The 15721-nt window shown below is 58.7% G+C and carries 14 protein-coding genes; 4 read left to right on the top strand and 10 right to left on the bottom strand.

Annotated elements, in window-relative coordinates; all coding sequences use genetic code 11:
• Nucleotide 1: 1 nt before the first annotated feature.
• From MB02_RS13265 to MB02_RS13245, 5 genes are all read right to left on the bottom strand, one after another.
• Nucleotides 2-1240 carry an SAM-dependent methyltransferase gene (locus MB02_RS13265; RefSeq protein WP_067538474.1) on the bottom strand — a complete coding sequence of 413 codons (1239 nt, stop codon included), beginning with the start codon at nucleotides 1238-1240 and terminating at the stop codon, nucleotides 2-4.
• A 78-nt stretch (nucleotides 1241-1318) separates the two neighbouring features.
• Nucleotides 1319-2698, bottom strand: a complete 1380-nt coding sequence (locus tag MB02_RS13260) for a cryptochrome/photolyase family protein (protein WP_067538470.1) — start codon at nucleotides 2696-2698, stop codon at nucleotides 1319-1321.
• Nucleotides 2695-3681: a metal-dependent hydrolase gene (locus tag MB02_RS13255; protein WP_067538467.1), complete on the bottom strand. Its 987-nt coding sequence runs from the start codon at nucleotides 3679-3681 to the stop codon at nucleotides 2695-2697. Before MB02_RS13255 ends, MB02_RS13260 begins: the two co-directional genes overlap by 4 nt.
• Nucleotides 3682-3797: 116 nt before the next feature.
• Nucleotides 3798-4814: a 2-oxoacid:ferredoxin oxidoreductase subunit beta gene (locus MB02_RS13250; RefSeq protein WP_067538464.1), complete on the bottom strand. Its 1017-nt coding sequence runs from the start codon at nucleotides 4812-4814 to the stop codon at nucleotides 3798-3800.
• The gene (locus MB02_RS13245) at nucleotides 4811-6766 is read right to left on the bottom strand and encodes a 2-oxoacid:acceptor oxidoreductase subunit alpha (protein WP_067538461.1); all 1956 of its coding nucleotides are present in this window, start codon (nucleotides 6764-6766) and stop codon (nucleotides 4811-4813) included. The genes MB02_RS13250 and MB02_RS13245 overlap by 4 nt, the downstream gene beginning before the upstream one ends.
• A gap of 148 nt (nucleotides 6767-6914) precedes the next feature.
• Here MB02_RS13245 and MB02_RS13240 point away from each other — a divergent pair, with 148 nt between their 5' ends.
• Entirely contained in the window at nucleotides 6915-7886 is a 972-nt protein-coding gene (locus tag MB02_RS13240; protein WP_067538457.1) for an alpha/beta hydrolase, read from the top strand.
• Complete coding sequence (locus MB02_RS13235) at nucleotides 7883-8365, top strand: RNA pyrophosphohydrolase (protein ID WP_067538451.1); 483 nt, start codon at nucleotides 7883-7885, stop codon at nucleotides 8363-8365. The genes MB02_RS13240 and MB02_RS13235 overlap by 4 nt, the downstream gene beginning before the upstream one ends.
• 50 nt (nucleotides 8366-8415) lie before the next feature.
• Here the strand turns inward: MB02_RS13235 and MB02_RS13230 are convergent, their stop codons facing one another.
• The 4 genes from MB02_RS13230 to MB02_RS13215 all read right to left on the bottom strand — a co-directional run bounded on the left by MB02_RS13230 (nucleotide 8416) and on the right by MB02_RS13215 (nucleotide 12610).
• Entirely contained in the window at nucleotides 8416-8919 is a 504-nt protein-coding gene (locus tag MB02_RS13230) for a tetratricopeptide repeat protein (protein ID WP_156495518.1), read from the bottom strand.
• 59 nt (nucleotides 8920-8978) lie between these two features.
• Entirely contained in the window at nucleotides 8979-10154 is a 1176-nt protein-coding gene (locus MB02_RS13225) for an RsmB/NOP family class I SAM-dependent RNA methyltransferase (protein WP_067538741.1), read from the bottom strand.
• A 117-nt stretch (nucleotides 10155-10271) separates the two neighbouring features.
• Entirely contained in the window at nucleotides 10272-11729 is a 1458-nt protein-coding gene (guaB, locus tag MB02_RS13220; protein WP_067538439.1) for an IMP dehydrogenase, read from the bottom strand.
• Nucleotides 11730-11854: 125 nt separating this feature from the next.
• Nucleotides 11855-12610 (bottom strand): 3-hydroxybutyrate dehydrogenase, encoded by a 756-nt coding sequence (locus MB02_RS13215; RefSeq protein WP_067538436.1) that lies wholly within the window; start codon nucleotides 12608-12610, stop codon nucleotides 11855-11857.
• Nucleotides 12611-12708: 98 nt separating this feature from the next.
• Here MB02_RS13215 and ypfJ point away from each other — a divergent pair, with 98 nt between their 5' ends.
• Both ypfJ and MB02_RS13205 read left to right on the top strand, forming a co-directional pair.
• Nucleotides 12709-13596 (top strand): KPN_02809 family neutral zinc metallopeptidase, encoded by an 888-nt coding sequence (ypfJ, locus tag MB02_RS13210; protein WP_067538738.1) that lies wholly within the window; start codon nucleotides 12709-12711, stop codon nucleotides 13594-13596.
• 14 nt (nucleotides 13597-13610) lie between these two features.
• The gene (locus tag MB02_RS13205) at nucleotides 13611-14282 is read left to right on the top strand and encodes a hypothetical protein (protein WP_067538433.1); all 672 of its coding nucleotides are present in this window, start codon (nucleotides 13611-13613) and stop codon (nucleotides 14280-14282) included.
• Nucleotides 14283-14315: 33 nt separating this feature from the next.
• Here MB02_RS13205 and creD read toward each other — a convergent pair whose 3' ends face one another.
• On the bottom strand, nucleotides 14316-15704 hold the full coding sequence (creD, locus tag MB02_RS13200; protein ID WP_067538431.1) for a cell envelope integrity protein CreD: 1389 nt from the start codon (nucleotides 15702-15704) through the stop codon (nucleotides 14316-14318).
• Between the last annotated feature and the right edge of the window lie 17 nt (nucleotides 15705-15721).

Below are 15721 nucleotides of genomic sequence, written 5' to 3'. Positions count from 1 at the left end.
GTTAGTTCTTCGTGAGAGTCACCTGACTGACAGTGATCCCGCCCCCGCGAAATCCCCCTTCGCAATACATCAGATAAAACCGCCAAAGGCGAACGAAACGCTCATCGAACCCTGTCGGCAACGCGCCTTCTTCGACAGCCCGGTCAAACCGGCGGCGCCATTGGCGGAGCGTTTCTGCATAATCGAGGCCGAAATCACGCTGATCTTCCCACGAGAGCCCCCGTTCAGCGGCAAGTTGGCGGAACTCGCTCTCGCGAATGAGCAGCCCGCCCGGAAAGACATATGACTGAATGAAGTCCACGCTCTTCGCATAATCTTCGAACAGCGAATCTTTCATCGCAATATACTGGATTGCCGCGCGTCCGCCGGGCTTGAGACAATTTGCCAGACAATCAAAATAGGTTGGCCAATATTCCCGCCCTACCGCTTCCACCATTTCCACACTGACAATGGCATCGAACGGACCGCGGACATCGCGATAATCCTGCTTGCGAAAGTCAATGGATGGGGCCTGATGTTGGCGAGCCCAGGCCAGTTGTTCGTCGGAAAGGCTGATCGCGGTCACATGCGCGCCACGAGCAGCAAAGAAGTTCGCAAGGCTGCCCCATCCACAACCGATTTCCAGGAGAGTTTCAGGATTTCCAACCCTCTCCGCCAGAAGTTGCCACTTGCGATTTTGCGCTTCTTCCAGGCTTCCGCCGTGATCAAAGACTGCGCTCGAATACGTCATACTTGCATCAAGCCATGACGCATAAAAATCGTTGCCGAGATCATAATGGGCGTGAATGTTGCGGCGCGCACCTGCCCGGCTATTACGATTAAGACCATGCGCGATACGCGCGGCCAGACGCCAGATTCCCTGCGCACGCCCCGAATTGCCCAACGCATCGCCGTTGGCCATGAACAGCGCGAAAAGTGGAACGGGATCAGGGCTGCCCCATTCACCCTCTTCCCAGGCGCGATACCATCCAACAGAGCCGCTGGTGGCCAGACGAGCAAGGGCACGCCAGCTCTTCAGCTCCACTTCCGCTTCAAACCCTGGTGCACGACCACCCAGTTTGCGCGTTCGCCCATCCGGCAGCCGCGCAACGATTGCACCCTTTTCGAGACCCGCATCCACACGATCAATCAAACGGTGGAAGCCGCTGTTCCACAAGCGCGCCATCCAGCCCAGACCGTTACCGATCCGGTTGCCGCCATCAAGCAAGGCGCGGCCCCTCTCCATGCCCCCCGCATTCATAACTGCGACTATGCCTCCCTGTCCCGGTTGGGGCAAGATGCCGACTTGGGCAAACTACCTCTCGATAAAAGCCTTATATCAAGAGCTCTTAACCACTTGCCAAGCTGCAAGAGCTCTCTCCCGCGCTTCGCGATGTCCGATCAATCGTGGAGGATAGCCGGATGGACGGCTTTCGGGGTCATGGATAACTGCATCTCCCAGACTTGCCAGCTCCGGCACCCAGCGGCGAATGTAATCAGCCGCTTCAAATTTCGAAGATTGTGACAAGGGCGCCATGATCCGGACGAACATGTTCGCGTCTGCACCGGAACCGGCGACCCACTGCCAGTTGGCGCCATTGTTCCCGTAATCCGCATCGACCAGCGTATCCCAAAACCACCTTTCGCCTTCTCGCCAGTCAATCAACAGATGCTTGATAAGAAAACTGGCGGCAATCATCCGGACGCGATTGTGCATCCAACCTGTTTGCCAAAGCTGGCGCATTCCGGCATCCACGATTGGATAGCCGGTCTGACCCGCCTTCCATGCCAACAAATCCGCGGCGGCCCTGTCGTCTCCCTTCGGGTCGCGCCACGGAAACCCCTCGAATTCAGGGCGATATGGGCGCTCCGGATAGTCGGGCCGCTGCCAGACAAGGTTCTGGGCGTAATCACGCCAAACCAGCTCCCTCCGAAAACTCTCAATTCCTTCCCCACGCATGCCTTCCAGAGCGTGCCAGGCTTGCGCCGGAGAAATCTCTCCGAAATGAAGGTGGGGTGACAGGCGAGACGAGCCCTCAACAGAAGGCAGGTTCCTCGCCTCCTCATAATCCTTTGCCCTATCGTGGAAATCGGCAAGCTGCGCCTGTGCGGCCGCCTCACCACATTGCCACGCTTGGCGTAGTCCGCCAGCCCAGTCCGGAGAGCTTGGCAGGAGCTTCCAATCATCCAGCCAATCGGATTCGGGCCATGCATCGGCAAAGGCCAGATTCCCTTCAGCAACCGGGGAACGCGGCCCTCCATCGTTGAGCAACGCCTTGTAGAACGGCGTAAAAATCTTGAATGCTGTCCCCCCGCCCGTCTTCAATCGCCCGGGCGGAACAAGATAATTGCCATCGTACAGGCGAAGCGAGACGCGTTTCGCGAGATCCGCTTCCGCCTTGATCCACCAAGGCTCATAGTGGCGCACGGCATGGACGCAGGCAGCCCCTGTTTCGTCCATCAGCCGGACAAGCTGATCGACAACATCACCCTTCCGTAAGATCAGGCGCGCATCATGTCGGCGTAGTTCAGCATCCATCGCCGCCAGACTGCGATGCAGCCACCAGCGTGATGCGCCACCCATCTGGCGCGATCCAGGCCTCTCGTCATCGAGAACATAAACGGGAATGACGGGTCCCGCAGATCCAGCCGCCTGAAATGCGGGCTGATCCGCCAGCCGCAAATCTCGCCGCAGCCAGACGATCTGGGGCCTGCTCACGCGCCCTGACCGAAGCAGCCAGGGCGGTCCAGCGGCACCTGTACCACATGGTTGAACGGATTCTTGACCTCCCTGCCAAAGAACCGTCCCCCGCCGAAACGGGCGTCTGAAAACGTAACCTCTACACGACATTTGCCACGGCGAACTTCCGCGACCGGCATTACCGACCAGCGCATGAACCGGCGCAAATCCTCATTTGAAAATGCCGCACGACGAACCAATGGATCGCTCATGTTATCAGGAACGGGTGCCGACACCGGTCCCAATCCGCCAAATGGGGACCATTCGGCTCTGGCAACCTGTCCATCCTGTTTCCAGACCAGTTCCCGCTTCCAGAACTGCACAGGCTCCAGCCCCGCGAACACCGGTCTGGGGCGCGTTCCGGACAATGTACGATTCAAGTCCCGCCCTGCCTGAATGGTAAGCGCCAGATTTCCGGCAATATAGGCTGCCATAAGAGCCAACCCGACCCGTGCAGGGAAATGCCAGTTCCCCCCGGACCGCTCTTTCTGCCGCGACAGCCAGATAGCGATCGATAACAGGCCCCAAAGCCAGACATCGATGATGAAAAGGGATTCGGTGTGAAACCAACGATCGGTAAAAGGCGATAGCAGTTGAACTGCATAGCTCGTCTGCATGTCCAGCAGAGGGTGACTTATAGTGCCGACATAACACAACGCGACCAGCCAGCCGAAATGCATCGGCAAGCCGCTCTTGAACAAGGCACCCCGGTTTACCTGCCATCGATCCAACAGCCAGAGCAACCCGGCGAGGAGAGGCGGCATGAGGACAAAGCCACCTGCCAGGCTATGTGTAAAACCCCTGTGTGTGGCCAAAGGGTCCCAGCAACTATGGCCAAAGAACACGTCTATATCGGGCATGTTCGCGGCGAGTATGAGCGCCGCCAGCCCTTTACGTGTCTTTGATTTCAATCCGGCCTGGCCAAGTACCCATCCGGTAAGACTGTGCGTAAGATTATCCATGGATGCCCGGGCCTGCCTATGTCGCTACGTCGCTTTCAGTGGAGGAATCCGGGGGGTAAATCCCCCCGGATGTCCACATATCGCAGCGACCGCAAAGAACAGGCCGAATCCGATCCTTACTCCCCGACAGTCCAGGTTTGCCCTTTGGCGAGTAACTTGCCGAGGTCAGCAACTTTACCCTCACGCGCCTTGGCATCCTGCCCCAGAACCGACTCTTCGTACGTCGGACGAGGATCATCATAGATGACGCCCAAGGCCATCGGGAATGGACCGAACGGCATTTCAACCAGCATATGAGCCACGGAACGATTGGTCACGTCATGCACAATGACCCCGGCCGATTGCCAATCGCCATCGATCACGTCCACCACCTTCAAGGTCAGGCTTTCCTGATCGAGCGCAATGCCCTGTGTGCCCTTGTTGAACAGCATTGGCTCGCCATTCGTGAGCCAGAGCTGGTTGCCGGCGGCATTGGCCTTGGCGGTGAAATCGTCGAACCGATCCTTGTTGTAAACGATGCAGTTCTGGAAGATCTCGATAAACGCCGCACCCTTGTGCGCATGGGCGGCCTTCAATACCCCCGACAGATCCTTGGATACGTCATAGGCCCGAGCGATGAAACGTGCCCCGGAACCGAGTGCAAAAGCACATGGCAATGCAGGACGATCGACCGATCCCATCGGGGTCGAAGGGCTGGATGTGCCAACCCGACTGGTCGGGGAATATTGCCCCTTCGTCAGCCCGTAGATCTCGTTGTTGAACAACATGATCTGGCAATTCAGGTTCCGGCGGATCACGTGCATCGTATGATTGCCACCGATCGACATACCATCACCGTCACCAGTGATCAGCCAAACGTCGAGTTCCGGATTGGACAGCTTTATACCAGTCGCGAATGCCGGGGCCCGACCATGGATCGTGTGGAAGCCGTAGCTTTCGACGTAGTAAGGGAACCGGCTTGAACAGCCGATACCCGACACGAACACTGTATTGGCCGGATCCGCGCCGATCTCCGGCAGCGTACGTTGCACCGCCTTGAGAATTGCGTAGTCACCACAACCAGGGCACCAGCGAACTTCCTGGTCGGTTTCCCAGTCCTTGAGCGTGGTGGTGATAGTCGTCATCTCGTTCATTGATTTTCCGCCTTCACGCTGGGAAGCTGGCTCCTGTTCGGCTCCACTTCCCCGCCTTCGTTATCGGGAATATTATCGAAGAACGCGGCGATCGCCGCTTCGATTTCCGCAATGGCAAAGGGCTGCCCCGAAACCTTGTTCAAAGGCTGTGCATCGACCAGGAACTGATCGCGCAGCACAGTCTTGAACTGACCCGTATTCATTTCGGGAACCAGGATCTTTTTGTAACTCCTGAGCAAATCACCCAGATTACGCGGCAACGGCCATACATGGCGAACATGAATATGGCTCACGTCCATCCCCTTGGCCCGCGCTCTCCGCACTGCCTGATGGATCGGGCCGAAGGTCGAACCCCAGCCGACCACGGCCAGCTTGCCCGAAGTATTCCCCAAGCTGACGTCCTGAAGCGGCACCGCATTCGCCACGCCATCAACCTTCGCCTTGCGGGCGTCCGTCTGAGCCTGGTGAGTGGTGGGCGCATAGTCGAGATTGCCGGTATCGATCGCCTTTTCGATCCCGCCAATACGATGCATCAGGCCGGGAGTACCGGGCTTGATCCAGGGGCGAACGCCGTGCCCATCACGCTTGTAAGGCAGTAGCGTATCGTCCGGCCCATTCTTTTCGGTCAGGAATTTCGCCGGGAACGGGTCATAATCGTTCGGATCCGGCACCTTCCAAGGCTCAGCCGCGTTACCGATATAGCCGTCGGTCAACAGCATGACCGGCGTCATGAACTGCACCGCGATCCGGCAGGCTTCGATCGCGCATTCAAACGCATCGGAAGGGCTGCGCGCAGCAATCACGGGCAACGGCGTATCGCCATTGCGGCCATAAATCGCCTGATAGAGATCGGATTGCTCCGTCTTGGTCGGAAGCCCCGTTGAAGGCCCACCACGCTGTGAATTGACAATCACCAGCGGCAATTCAGTCATGACCGCCAAACCCATCGCTTCGCCCTTGAGAGCGATGCCGGGGCCCGATGAAGACGTAACCCCAAGGTGACCAGCATAAGACGCGCCGATCGCGGAGCAGATTGCGGCGATCTCGTCTTCCGCCTGGAAGGTCGTGACCCCGAATTCCTTCATCTTGGTAAGATTGTGCAGGATCGCCGACGCCGGTGTGATCGGATAACCGCCGAAGAACATCTGCAGGCCCGCAAGCTGAGCGCCTGCAACCAACCCCAGGCTTACCGCTTCTGCGCCGGTAATCGTGCGATAAAGACCCGGCGTCTGTTGAACCGGATCGAGATGCAGCTTGCGGAGCGGCCCAGCGATTTCCGCAGTCTCACCATAGGCATGGCCCGCGTTGAGCGCCGCGATGTTCGCTTCGGCAATTTCCGGTTTCTTGGCAAACTTGGAATTGAGCCAGTCGACAATCGGCTGCCGGTCACGGTCGAACATCCACAATGCCAGCCCCAGCGTCCACATGTTCTTGCAGCGCAGAGCTTCCTTGTTGCCGAGACCAAAAGGCTTCACTGCCTCGATCGTCAACGCACTGATGTCGAAAGCCAGCAGATCCCATTTGGAAAGGCTGCCATCCTCAATCGGATTGCTGTCGTACTTCGCCTTTTCGAGGTTGCGCTTGGTAAACTCACCCGTATCAGCGATAATCAGCCCGCCGGGCTTGAGCGCTTCAACGTTGGTCTTCAGCGCCGCCGGATTCATCGCGACCAGTACATCCGGCGCATCGCCTGCTGTACTGATATCAGTGGACCCGAAATTGATCTGGAAAGCGGATACGCCGAACAAGGTCCCCTGTGGCGCACGAATTTCCGCCGGAAAATCAGGGAACGTAGCCAGATCATTTCCAGCCAGCGCGGTGGAGAGTGTAAACTGACCACCTGTAAGCTGCATGCCGTCGCCGCTATCGCCCGCAAAGCGGACAACCACGGCCTCCGGCGCGTCGGTATGTGTAATAGGGGCCGTGTCGGCCGCTGCCACGGAACTTGCCATTCACTCACCTCTTCCCACCCGGCATGGGCGGATGTTGCGATATAACCAACGCACTATTCCCACACCGGTTCTGCGGCAATGAAGTTTTTGTTGGGGGAAGGCAAACAGCAATGGCAATTTTCCAGCAGAAATTTAAGCAGGAATAATCATGAATGTCTCAAGCAGTTACGTTCGGGAGGATGTTCGCGCTTTCCTCATGTCGATGGAGGGACGCGCCAACGGCTTGATCCCGGGAGACGATTTGCCTCTTGCACGCGCCGCGTTTTCTCAAATGCTGGCGCAATCCGATACACAACTGAACACGCTGGCAACGATACGCGAATTCTCATGCGCAGGCCCCACTGGGCCGCTCCGTTTGCGCCTTTATCATGCACACACCGATAGCAAGGGGCGCGAAGAGGGGCCCGTCATCCTCTATTTTCATGGTGGCGGCTTCATGCTGGGCGATCTGGATTCCTACGACAGCCTGTGCAGCGAAATCGCCGTGCAAACGAACCTGCCTCTGGTGGCCGTCGATTATCCTCTGGCGCCCGAGCATCCTTTTCCCGCAGCCCCGAACGCTTGCGCGGCTGCCGCATATTGGGTCGCGCAACAACATCCGGAATTGGCGGAAGCCATTGGGGCGCCACTTAGCGGGCTCATTCTCATGGGGGACAGTGCGGGCGGCAATCTCGCCATTGTTACCGCGCAAGCACTATCAGCCCGGCCTGCAATGCTTCCAGTCGCAATGCAGGTTCCGGTCTATCCGCTAACCGGCCCAATCGGCGATCACGAAAGCTATCGCGCGTTCCGCAGCGGCCATTTCCTCACTCGCGAGGCCATGTTCCGGTTTCACTCAGCCTATGCGGCGCCCATGGACGATCCACGACACTACCCCATTCTCCACACAGGTGCGCAAATGCCGCCTACCCTGCTGGTCACTGCTGCGCTTGACCCGTTACGGGATTCAGGCCGCGAATATGGAACCAAACTGGCAGGAACCGGAACCCCGCTTCAAACATTGGAAATTGCCGGGATGATCCATGGTTTTATGACCTTGCGCAAAGCGATCCCAAGCGCACAAAAGGACCTGGAAATCATTCTGCAAACCATGACACAGATGCTGGAACGCTATTCATGACAAATCCCGATCCCAAGCTTTATCGCCCGTGCGCCGGCATCATGTTGGTCAACGCTTCCGGTTCTGCATTCGTGGGAAAGCGCATCGACACCAAGGAAGGCGACTGGTGGCAAATGCCGCAGGGCGGTATCGACAAAGGGGAAGACAGCGGCGATGCCGCGCTGCGCGAACTGTGGGAAGAAACGGGCCTGCTCGCGAACAAGGTGCGGATCGAGGCACAAATGGCCAGGGAACTCTATTACGATCTACCCGGGGAACTGAAAGGAAAGCTCTGGAAGGGCAAGTACATCGGGCAACGGCAAACATGGTTTCTGGCCCGCCTGACTGGCGACGATGCAGACATTGACCTTGCGGCGCATAATCCGCCTGAATTCAGCGCATGGAAATGGGTCGACCCCGAAATCCTGCCAGCGCTGATCATCCCGTTCAAGCAAACGATTTACCGCGCCGTGCTGGAAGAATTCCGGCCTCTGATCTGACACTTGCCCTGTCTGGCATTGTAACGCCCGCCAGAAGAAGCCCTCTCAGGTCAGTTTTGCGTTACGGTCGCCTTGGGCGTAACCGCTTCCGCCGTCAGCACTTTCTCCTCCGGTGCCTTGGTCAGGGCCTCGGCCAATGCACGGGTTTCCTCGCAACTGTCTCCGCACAGGCTCTGCAACTGAGCGAGGTTGCGGCGCGCCTTTTCCATCGCGCCAATTTCTACCATTGCCTCGCCTTCACCAGAGATCGCGGCAAAGTTGTTCGGATCGCGGGAGAGCATTTCGCGATAATAGTGAATCGCCTTACCCCGTAGCCCCTCGTTACGCGCAGCCTGCGCCAAATCGAGATAAAGCGTCGTGTAGGCCGGATCTATGGCCAACGCCGCCTCGAACGCGTCGATGGCAGCCTGTGTTTCGCCGGCAGCCAATGCCACCCTTCCCTGCTCGCGCAGTTCCACCGCCGCGTCTGGCGGAGCAACTGTCGCACCATTGCCCACGCTGGCACTGACCGCGCAGATCAGCGACAAGGCAATAGCAGCGGGATAATAACGCATCACAAACTCCTTCAGGGCAGGCATCGTAGATATGGACCGATCCGCCATGAATCGAGATGCTAACACGGCGAAACGAGACGTGCGATGAAAAATCCATCAGTCCCGTCATGAAGGGGGGTCAACCGCACTCCCCCGCTTCTTTCCCGGCCTGCCGGCAGTACAAATGGTTCGATCTGCCATCCCCGGTGCGTGGAGAGGAAGCAGTCTATCTGATCGCCGCCCTCCTCGTCCAGCAATGAGCAAACGACATAGAGGAGACGCCCGCCCGGCCTGACCAGACTGGCCGCCATATCCAGCACCCGTTGCTGCAGCGTGCAGGTCCGGGCCAGTTCATCTTCATTGAGCCGCCAGCGGGCTTCGGGGTTACGCCGCCATGTGCCCGTGCCCGAACAAGGAGCATCCACCAGGACCGCATCGGCAATTCCCGCCCAATCGGTCAGTCCCGCTGTCTCTCGCCCTGCATCGAGCAGCCGTGTTTCCACATTGGTCACCCCTGCCCGTTCCACGCGTGGGGCAAGCCGGGAGAGTCTGGCACGATCCACATCGCAGGCGAGCAATCGCCCCTTGTTTTCCATCGCAGCCGCAAGTGAGAGTGTTTTACCACCCGCCCCAGCGCAAAAATCGACTACGGTTTGCCCCGGCTGAACGCCCAGTGCCTCACAAGCCAGTTGAGAGCCGGTATCCTGAACTTCGACCGCGCCGTCACGAAAGGCATCCCACCGTTCAACCTGTGTGCCGGCCGGATAGCGCAAGGCATTTCGAGCCTGCGTCACGTCCCCAGCAATTGGCAGCAAGGGGTCTGCGCCGCGTAGCGTGTTGATTCGTAGATCGAGGGGAGCCCGATCGAGCAACGCCTCCAGTTCTTCTCCTGCGATGTCCGATGCACGAAGGCGGTCTTCCAGCCAGGCTGGAGCGCAACCGCCTTCAGCCACCTCTTCATCGTCACATAAAGGCGCAGGCCCGTGGCGAGAGCCGTCGAACAAAGTGACCAGTGATTGATCGTCCGCCGCCAGCCGCAACATCGCGGACCGTCCAGTCGGAGGAACAGGTCCACAGACCCGGATTGCACGATAGAGCAGCTCCCGCACAGCACGCCGATCCTTCGATCCGGCGAAACGGCGGGAACGGAACCATTCCGCCACGATCCTGTCCGCTGGTGCGCCCCGACTGCGGGCCGCCTCAATGACAAGATCGAGCAACTCTATTGCCGCCTGGACGCGAGCGGCAGGCGTCACGAGAGCCCAACCATGCGACAAGGGCCGCGAAAAATGGGTAGAGGCTGGAAACAGGTCCTGCCGGAAAGCGGCCCATTCCCGGCCCCTCCCGCAAGCGGGAGGGGAGAAACGATCATCCTATCGCGTCGGATAATTGGGCGCTTCGCGCGTGATCGACACGTCATGGACATGGCTTTCCGCAAGGCCTGAATTGGTGATTCGAATAAATTTCGCCCGTGTCCGCAAGTCTTCGATCGTCGCAGATCCGGTATAGCCCATGGCAGCCTTGATCCCGCCGACCAGTTGGTGGACCACATCCCGCGCTGGCCCCTTGTAGGGTACTTGCCCTTCGATCCCCTCAGGAACCAGTTTCATCTGATCCTTGATGTCCTGCTGGAAATAGCGGTCGGCACTGCCCCTGGCCATGGCCCCGACAGAACCCATGCCGCGATACGACTTGTAGGCCCGCCCCTGGTAAAGGAAAGTTTCACCCGGAGCTTCCTCCGTTCCCGCCAGAAGGGACCCCACCATGACAGTGGAAGCACCAGCCGCCAAAGCCTTGGCAGCATCGCCGGAAGTCCGCAGCCCACCGTCCCCGATAATCGGAACACCAGCCTTGGCCGCTTCCTCCGCACTTTCCATGATCGCGGTGAGTTGGGGAACACCGACACCGGCAACGATCCGCGTAGTGCAAATCGAACCAGGACCGATTCCGACCTTTACGGCATCTGCACCCGCGCCGATCAGTGCTTTGGTCGCTTCAGCGGTAGCAACATTCCCGGCTACGACCTGAACGGCATTGGAGAGCTTCTTCACCCGCTCCACAGCCTTGGCCACTTCCTTGTTGTGGCCATGGGCAGTGTCGATGATGATGACATCGCACTCTGCGTTAATCAGCGCTTCGGTCCGCTCGAAGCCCTTGTCGCCGACCGTCGTAGCTGCCGCCACACGAAGCCGCCCGGCGCTGTCCTTGGTTGCATGCGGGTAGGTAACCGCCTTTTCGATGTCCTTCACCGTAATCAGCCCGATGCAACGATAGGCGTCGTCAACCACCAGCAATTTCTCGATCCGCCGCTGGTGCAGCAAACGGCGCGCTTCCTCCTGGCTGACACCGGGAGCGACTGTCGCCAGGTTATCGCGCGTCATCAACTCTCGTACCGGCTGGTTCGGATTGTCGGCAAAACGAACATCCCGATGCGTCAGGATACCGACCAGCTTGCCACTTCCCTCTACGACGGGAATGCCGCTGATCTTGTTAACCTGCATCAAAGCCTGGGCGGCGCCCAAGGTCGCATCGGGTTCGATTGTGATGGGATTGACCACCATACCGCTTTCGAACCGCTTCACGGCTTTCACAGCGGCGCTTTGCTGTTTGACGGTCAGGTTCCGATGCAGAACGCCGATGCCGCCCAACTGCGCCATGACGATCGCCATGTCCGATTCAGTCACCGTGTCCATCGCGGCGGATATTACCGGAATGTTCAGCCGGATCGCCCTGGTCAACTGCGTCGATGTATCCGCCTGCGATGGCAGGATATCGCTTTCGGCCGGACGCAGCAGGACGTCGTCGAATGTAAGGCCTGTAGGGATATCCATGGGTGCCACCGCTTTCCTGTACGCGTAGAATCGTGGCGGCCCATGTAACCGCGCTTTTTGACACCCGCTAGGGGGTCAGCAAAGATTTGTTGCAGTCCGTCAAACCTTCCTGCGCCACAGCCCCCTCATTGCGCGGTCCATCCGCCGTCCATGGAGAAGTTCGAGCCGGTGATATTGCCCGCTTCTTCACGACAGAGAAATACCGCCATGGCGCCAAGATCCTCGACGTGAGTAAAGCGCTTTGTCGGTTGGCCGGCGAGTAGCACGTCATTGATGACCTGCTCACGCGTCAGGTTACGCGCCTTCATCGTATCCGGAATCTGGTTTTCCACCAACGGGGTCCAGACATATCCGGGGCTGATGCAATTGGCCGTCACACCACTTTGCGCCAGTTCGAGCGCCACCGTCTTGGTCAGGCCCGCAAGGCCATGCTTGGCCGAAACATAAGCGGATTTGAACGGCGACGCCGTCAGCGAATGGGCGCTGGCGGTATTGATGATCCGCCCCCAGCCCTGCGCCTTCATATATGGCACCGATAGTCGAATGGTATGGAAGGCCGCGCTGAGATTGAGCGCGATGATCTTGTCCCACTTGTCGACCGGAAAATCCTCGACGGGGGAAACATGCTGCATACCGGCATTGTTGATCAGAATATCGACATCCCCGGCACCTGCCATCAATGCTTCCGCTCCGGCAACGGTGGTCAGGTCCGCATCCACGAAAGAGGCTCCGATCTCCTCACAGATTGCGTTGATCTCCGCCTGATCTCCGAAGCCTGTTATGACTGTTTCGGCCCCCTCTGCGGCCAGCGCCTTCGCCATCGCGAGGCCAATACCGGAGGTCGATCCGGTCACCAATGCACGTTTTCCCTTGAGGAACATTACCGACTCCTTGCATTTGGACTATCAGGAAATGGGCCATAGCGGCGGTAAAGGTCCAGTCCCTTTTCGCAAATGCAACATTTTCGATGGAGAAACGCGTGCGGCTCAAAGATTTCAACCCTCGCAATATCCGTGTGGAGGACCAGCGCGGATCCGGCGGCGGTTCACGTTTTCCGGGCGGCGGAGGAGGAAAGCTGGGCATTGTTGCCATAGTGGTTGCGCTCGCCATTTCCTATTTCACCGGCATTGATGTCACCCAGCTTCTTGGCGGATTGCAGCAGGCCGGAGAGCAAACGGCGTCCACGGGATCCGTTCAGCAAGCAGGCACCAATGCTGAGGAAAGCTGTAATGCCGACGCACTCAGCCGCGAAAGTTGCGCTGCACTCGCCTCACTCAACGAGACGTGGGAGCCGCTGTTCACACAGGCAGGTGTTCCGTTCAGTCAGCCGAAGCTGGTGTTCTATTCCCAGTCAGGGCAATCGGGTTGCGGTGCGGCCCAAAGCGCGATGGGCCCGTTCTACTGCCCGAGCGACCGCGGAATTTATATCGATACCGATTTCTATCGTGAAATGGAGCAGCGGCTGGGTGCTGGCGGCGATTTCGCACGGGCCTATGTCATGGCACATGAGTATGGCCACCATGTGCAGGCGTTGACCGGGCTCGCAGATCAGGTCCGTCGTGCCCAGCAACGCAATCCCGACGCCGCAAACCAGCTACAGGTTCGCATGGAACTGCAGGCGGATTGCTATGCCGGGGTCTGGGCGGCGAAGAACCGAAACCTGATCGAACCGGGCGATATCGAGGAAGGGCTGAACGCGGCGCATCAGATCGGCGACGACACTTTGATGCGCAATGCCGGGCGCCGGCCTGTGGAAGAGGCGTTCACGCATGGCTCCAGCGCCCAGCGAAAGGAATGGCTGCGCAGGGGAATCGAGACAGGGAACGAGGATATGTGCGATACGTTTTCAGGTATGAAGCAAACATAACACGGGGGTTCGATATGCGTTTCATTCCCGCCGCGCTCGCAGTGCTTGCGCTCGTCCCTGTATCCACGGCCTTCGCGCGCGATCAGGACGAGCCGCCTGAAAAACCTGTCACGGATGATACCGTAACGGCAGGCGACGTAGCGAAGACACCGCTGTCGGACCTCAATCTCAGCAATGACGAAATACCGGAATTGCTGGTTCAGGCACGAACCGACCCGTACGATACAGTCGGCCTCTCTCGCTGCAGCGCCATCATTGGCGCAGTTTCAGATCTCGATGCAATTCTCGGGGAAGATCTCGATACGGCCGAAGCCAGGGGGCGTTCACTCGACCCAGGCCGCGTGGCCCAATGGGCAGTCGGCACATTCATTCCCTTTCGCGGACTGATCCGTGAATTATCTGGCGCAAAAGCCCATGAACGCAAATTTCAGGACGCGATCGTCGCAGGCATGATGCGGCGCGCCTACCTGAAGGGAATTGGTCAGCAGAAAGGCTGCCGCTACCCCGGACGCCCGGCGCGGGATGACGAAGTCGAAGCCATCAAGGCCAAGATGGAGGCAGATCGCAAGGCGGCCGAACAGGCCGAGAAGCTGCGCAAGAAAAATGAAAAACAAGCCCGCAAGGCCAATCGCAACCGCGATGAGGCCCAATTGGTTTCCCGCCCGGTAGTCCAGACCTTCGACTAGATTAATCGAAACCGGGAACGGATGCGGACGGGCTCACCCTTCCGTTCCGTCCCCATTACGGCCTACCGCCGACCAATCGACCCGGCGGGTTGCGTACATCACGCCGGCGAGCGCCGCGAACAGCAACACCGAGCCGATAAGCAGCGACCACGCTTCGAGATTTAGCAAGACATACAGCAACGCATACAAGCCCAGAAGCAGCGCACCGATAAAGCGCGCACGCAGCCAGCTTGCCAGCACCGCCGCACTATATGCCGTCAGGAGGCCAATGATCGCCAAACTCGCCAATGCGTAGGCGAGGGCGAAGCCGATCACCTCTGCAAAGGCCAGCAACAGCACGAAGAACAGAACCAGCCCTGCACCAGTCATCAGATACTCGGCCGCTGCCACACGTGCACCGCCCACGATGTCGAACATCAGGAACGCAAGGAAAGTGAAGCCGATAAACAGGAAGCCGTATTTTACCGAACGATCGACCCGGCTGTACAAATCCACCGGTTCCACCAGCCCGATGGTAGCAGCCATGCTTGAACCGTTACCCATCCGGTCGGGGCCGTAAGTCATTTCGATGCCGGGGTCCGTCACGAGCGGTGGGCCCGGATCCTGCAGCATGACAAGAGCCTGTCCAAGTGCGAGGTTCGGTACGGCATAGGACGCCGTAAAGCCCTGATCGGATATCTTCTTGTCTTCCGGCAGAAAACTGCCTGAAAAGCCGGGATGCGGCCAGGGCGATGAGACTTGCCACTGCGTATTCCCACCCCGCGGCACCAGGGTAAAGGAGTGACTGCCCCGCAACCCGTATTGCCAGGAAACCTCGACCGGCGCAGCAGAACTCCAGTCAAAAAAGCCATAAAAACCAGAATTGCCGCTAGCAGCCACGCCCTTGCCTGGCTGAAGCGGAAGAACTGTACCGTCGAGCGTGACGCTGGCATCGCTTTGCAACCCGCGCGGATCGGAAACGCCGAACCGCAATTCGGCCTGATCCAGCAGCAATTGGTCACGCCGCACACCATGCTTGGCAAGATCTTCGGGTAAAGCGAAGCTCGCCGTACCCGACAACCGCGATGTGTAGATCACAGAGGAATAGATCGACTTGCGCCGCATCTCCGGCGCAAGCTCCGTTTTTACCTTCTGCACCAGCGGAGCGAGATAAAGTTCTTCTCTCACTTTCACTGTTCGACTGACGGAACGGCCGTTGACCGCCTCCGTCTCGACCCTTTCCGCTTCATACGGAATGACGACGAGCGGGCCCGAAATTACCTGCTGCCCGCCCCAGCCAGCGGTTATCGCGTTTTGCGCGACGTGAGACTGCGACTGGCGGTCACTGACCAGCGCGTACACGAATATCAGGGGTACGATCAAAGCCGCGCCGATCAGCACCGCGAAGAGCAGTTTCATTCCCGGGCTGCGTTCACGTGCCATTGTCTTTCTCCCAAATC

The organism is Croceicoccus estronivorus (genome assembly GCF_001625325.1).
Taxonomy (GTDB): Bacteria; Pseudomonadota; Alphaproteobacteria; order Sphingomonadales; family Sphingomonadaceae; genus Caenibius; species Caenibius estronivorus.
This window is presented reverse-complemented; position numbering and strand designations above follow the sequence as displayed.

Bases quoted from the DNA above. Each gene is read 5' to 3' on its own strand.
- MB02_RS13265 (WP_067538474.1), bottom strand. From the start codon at position 1,240: ATGAATGCGGGGGGCATGGAGAGGGGCCGCGCCTTGCTTGATGGCGGC.
- MB02_RS13255 (WP_067538467.1), bottom strand. From the start codon at position 3,681: ATGGATAATCTTACGCACAGTCTTACCGGATGGGTACTTGGCCAGGCC.
- MB02_RS13250 (WP_067538464.1), bottom strand. From the start codon at position 4,814: ATGAACGAGATGACGACTATCACCACCACGCTCAAGGACTGGGAAACC.
- MB02_RS13245 (WP_067538461.1), bottom strand. From the start codon at position 6,766: ATGGCAAGTTCCGTGGCAGCGGCCGACACGGCCCCTATTACACATACC.
- MB02_RS13240 (WP_067538457.1), top strand. From the start codon at position 6,915: ATGAATGTCTCAAGCAGTTACGTTCGGGAGGATGTTCGCGCTTTCCTC.
- MB02_RS13235 (WP_067538451.1), top strand. From the start codon at position 7,883: ATGACAAATCCCGATCCCAAGCTTTATCGCCCGTGCGCCGGCATCATG.
- MB02_RS13230 (WP_156495518.1), bottom strand. From the start codon at position 8,919: ATGCGTTATTATCCCGCTGCTATTGCCTTGTCGCTGATCTGCGCGGTC.
- guaB (WP_067538439.1), bottom strand. From the start codon at position 11,729: ATGGATATCCCTACAGGCCTTACATTCGACGACGTCCTGCTGCGTCCG.
- MB02_RS13215 (WP_067538436.1), bottom strand. From the start codon at position 12,610: ATGTTCCTCAAGGGAAAACGTGCATTGGTGACCGGATCGACCTCCGGT.
- MB02_RS13205 (WP_067538433.1), top strand. From the start codon at position 13,611: ATGCGTTTCATTCCCGCCGCGCTCGCAGTGCTTGCGCTCGTCCCTGTA.
- creD (WP_067538431.1), bottom strand. From the start codon at position 15,704: ATGGCACGTGAACGCAGCCCGGGAATGAAACTGCTCTTCGCGGTGCTG.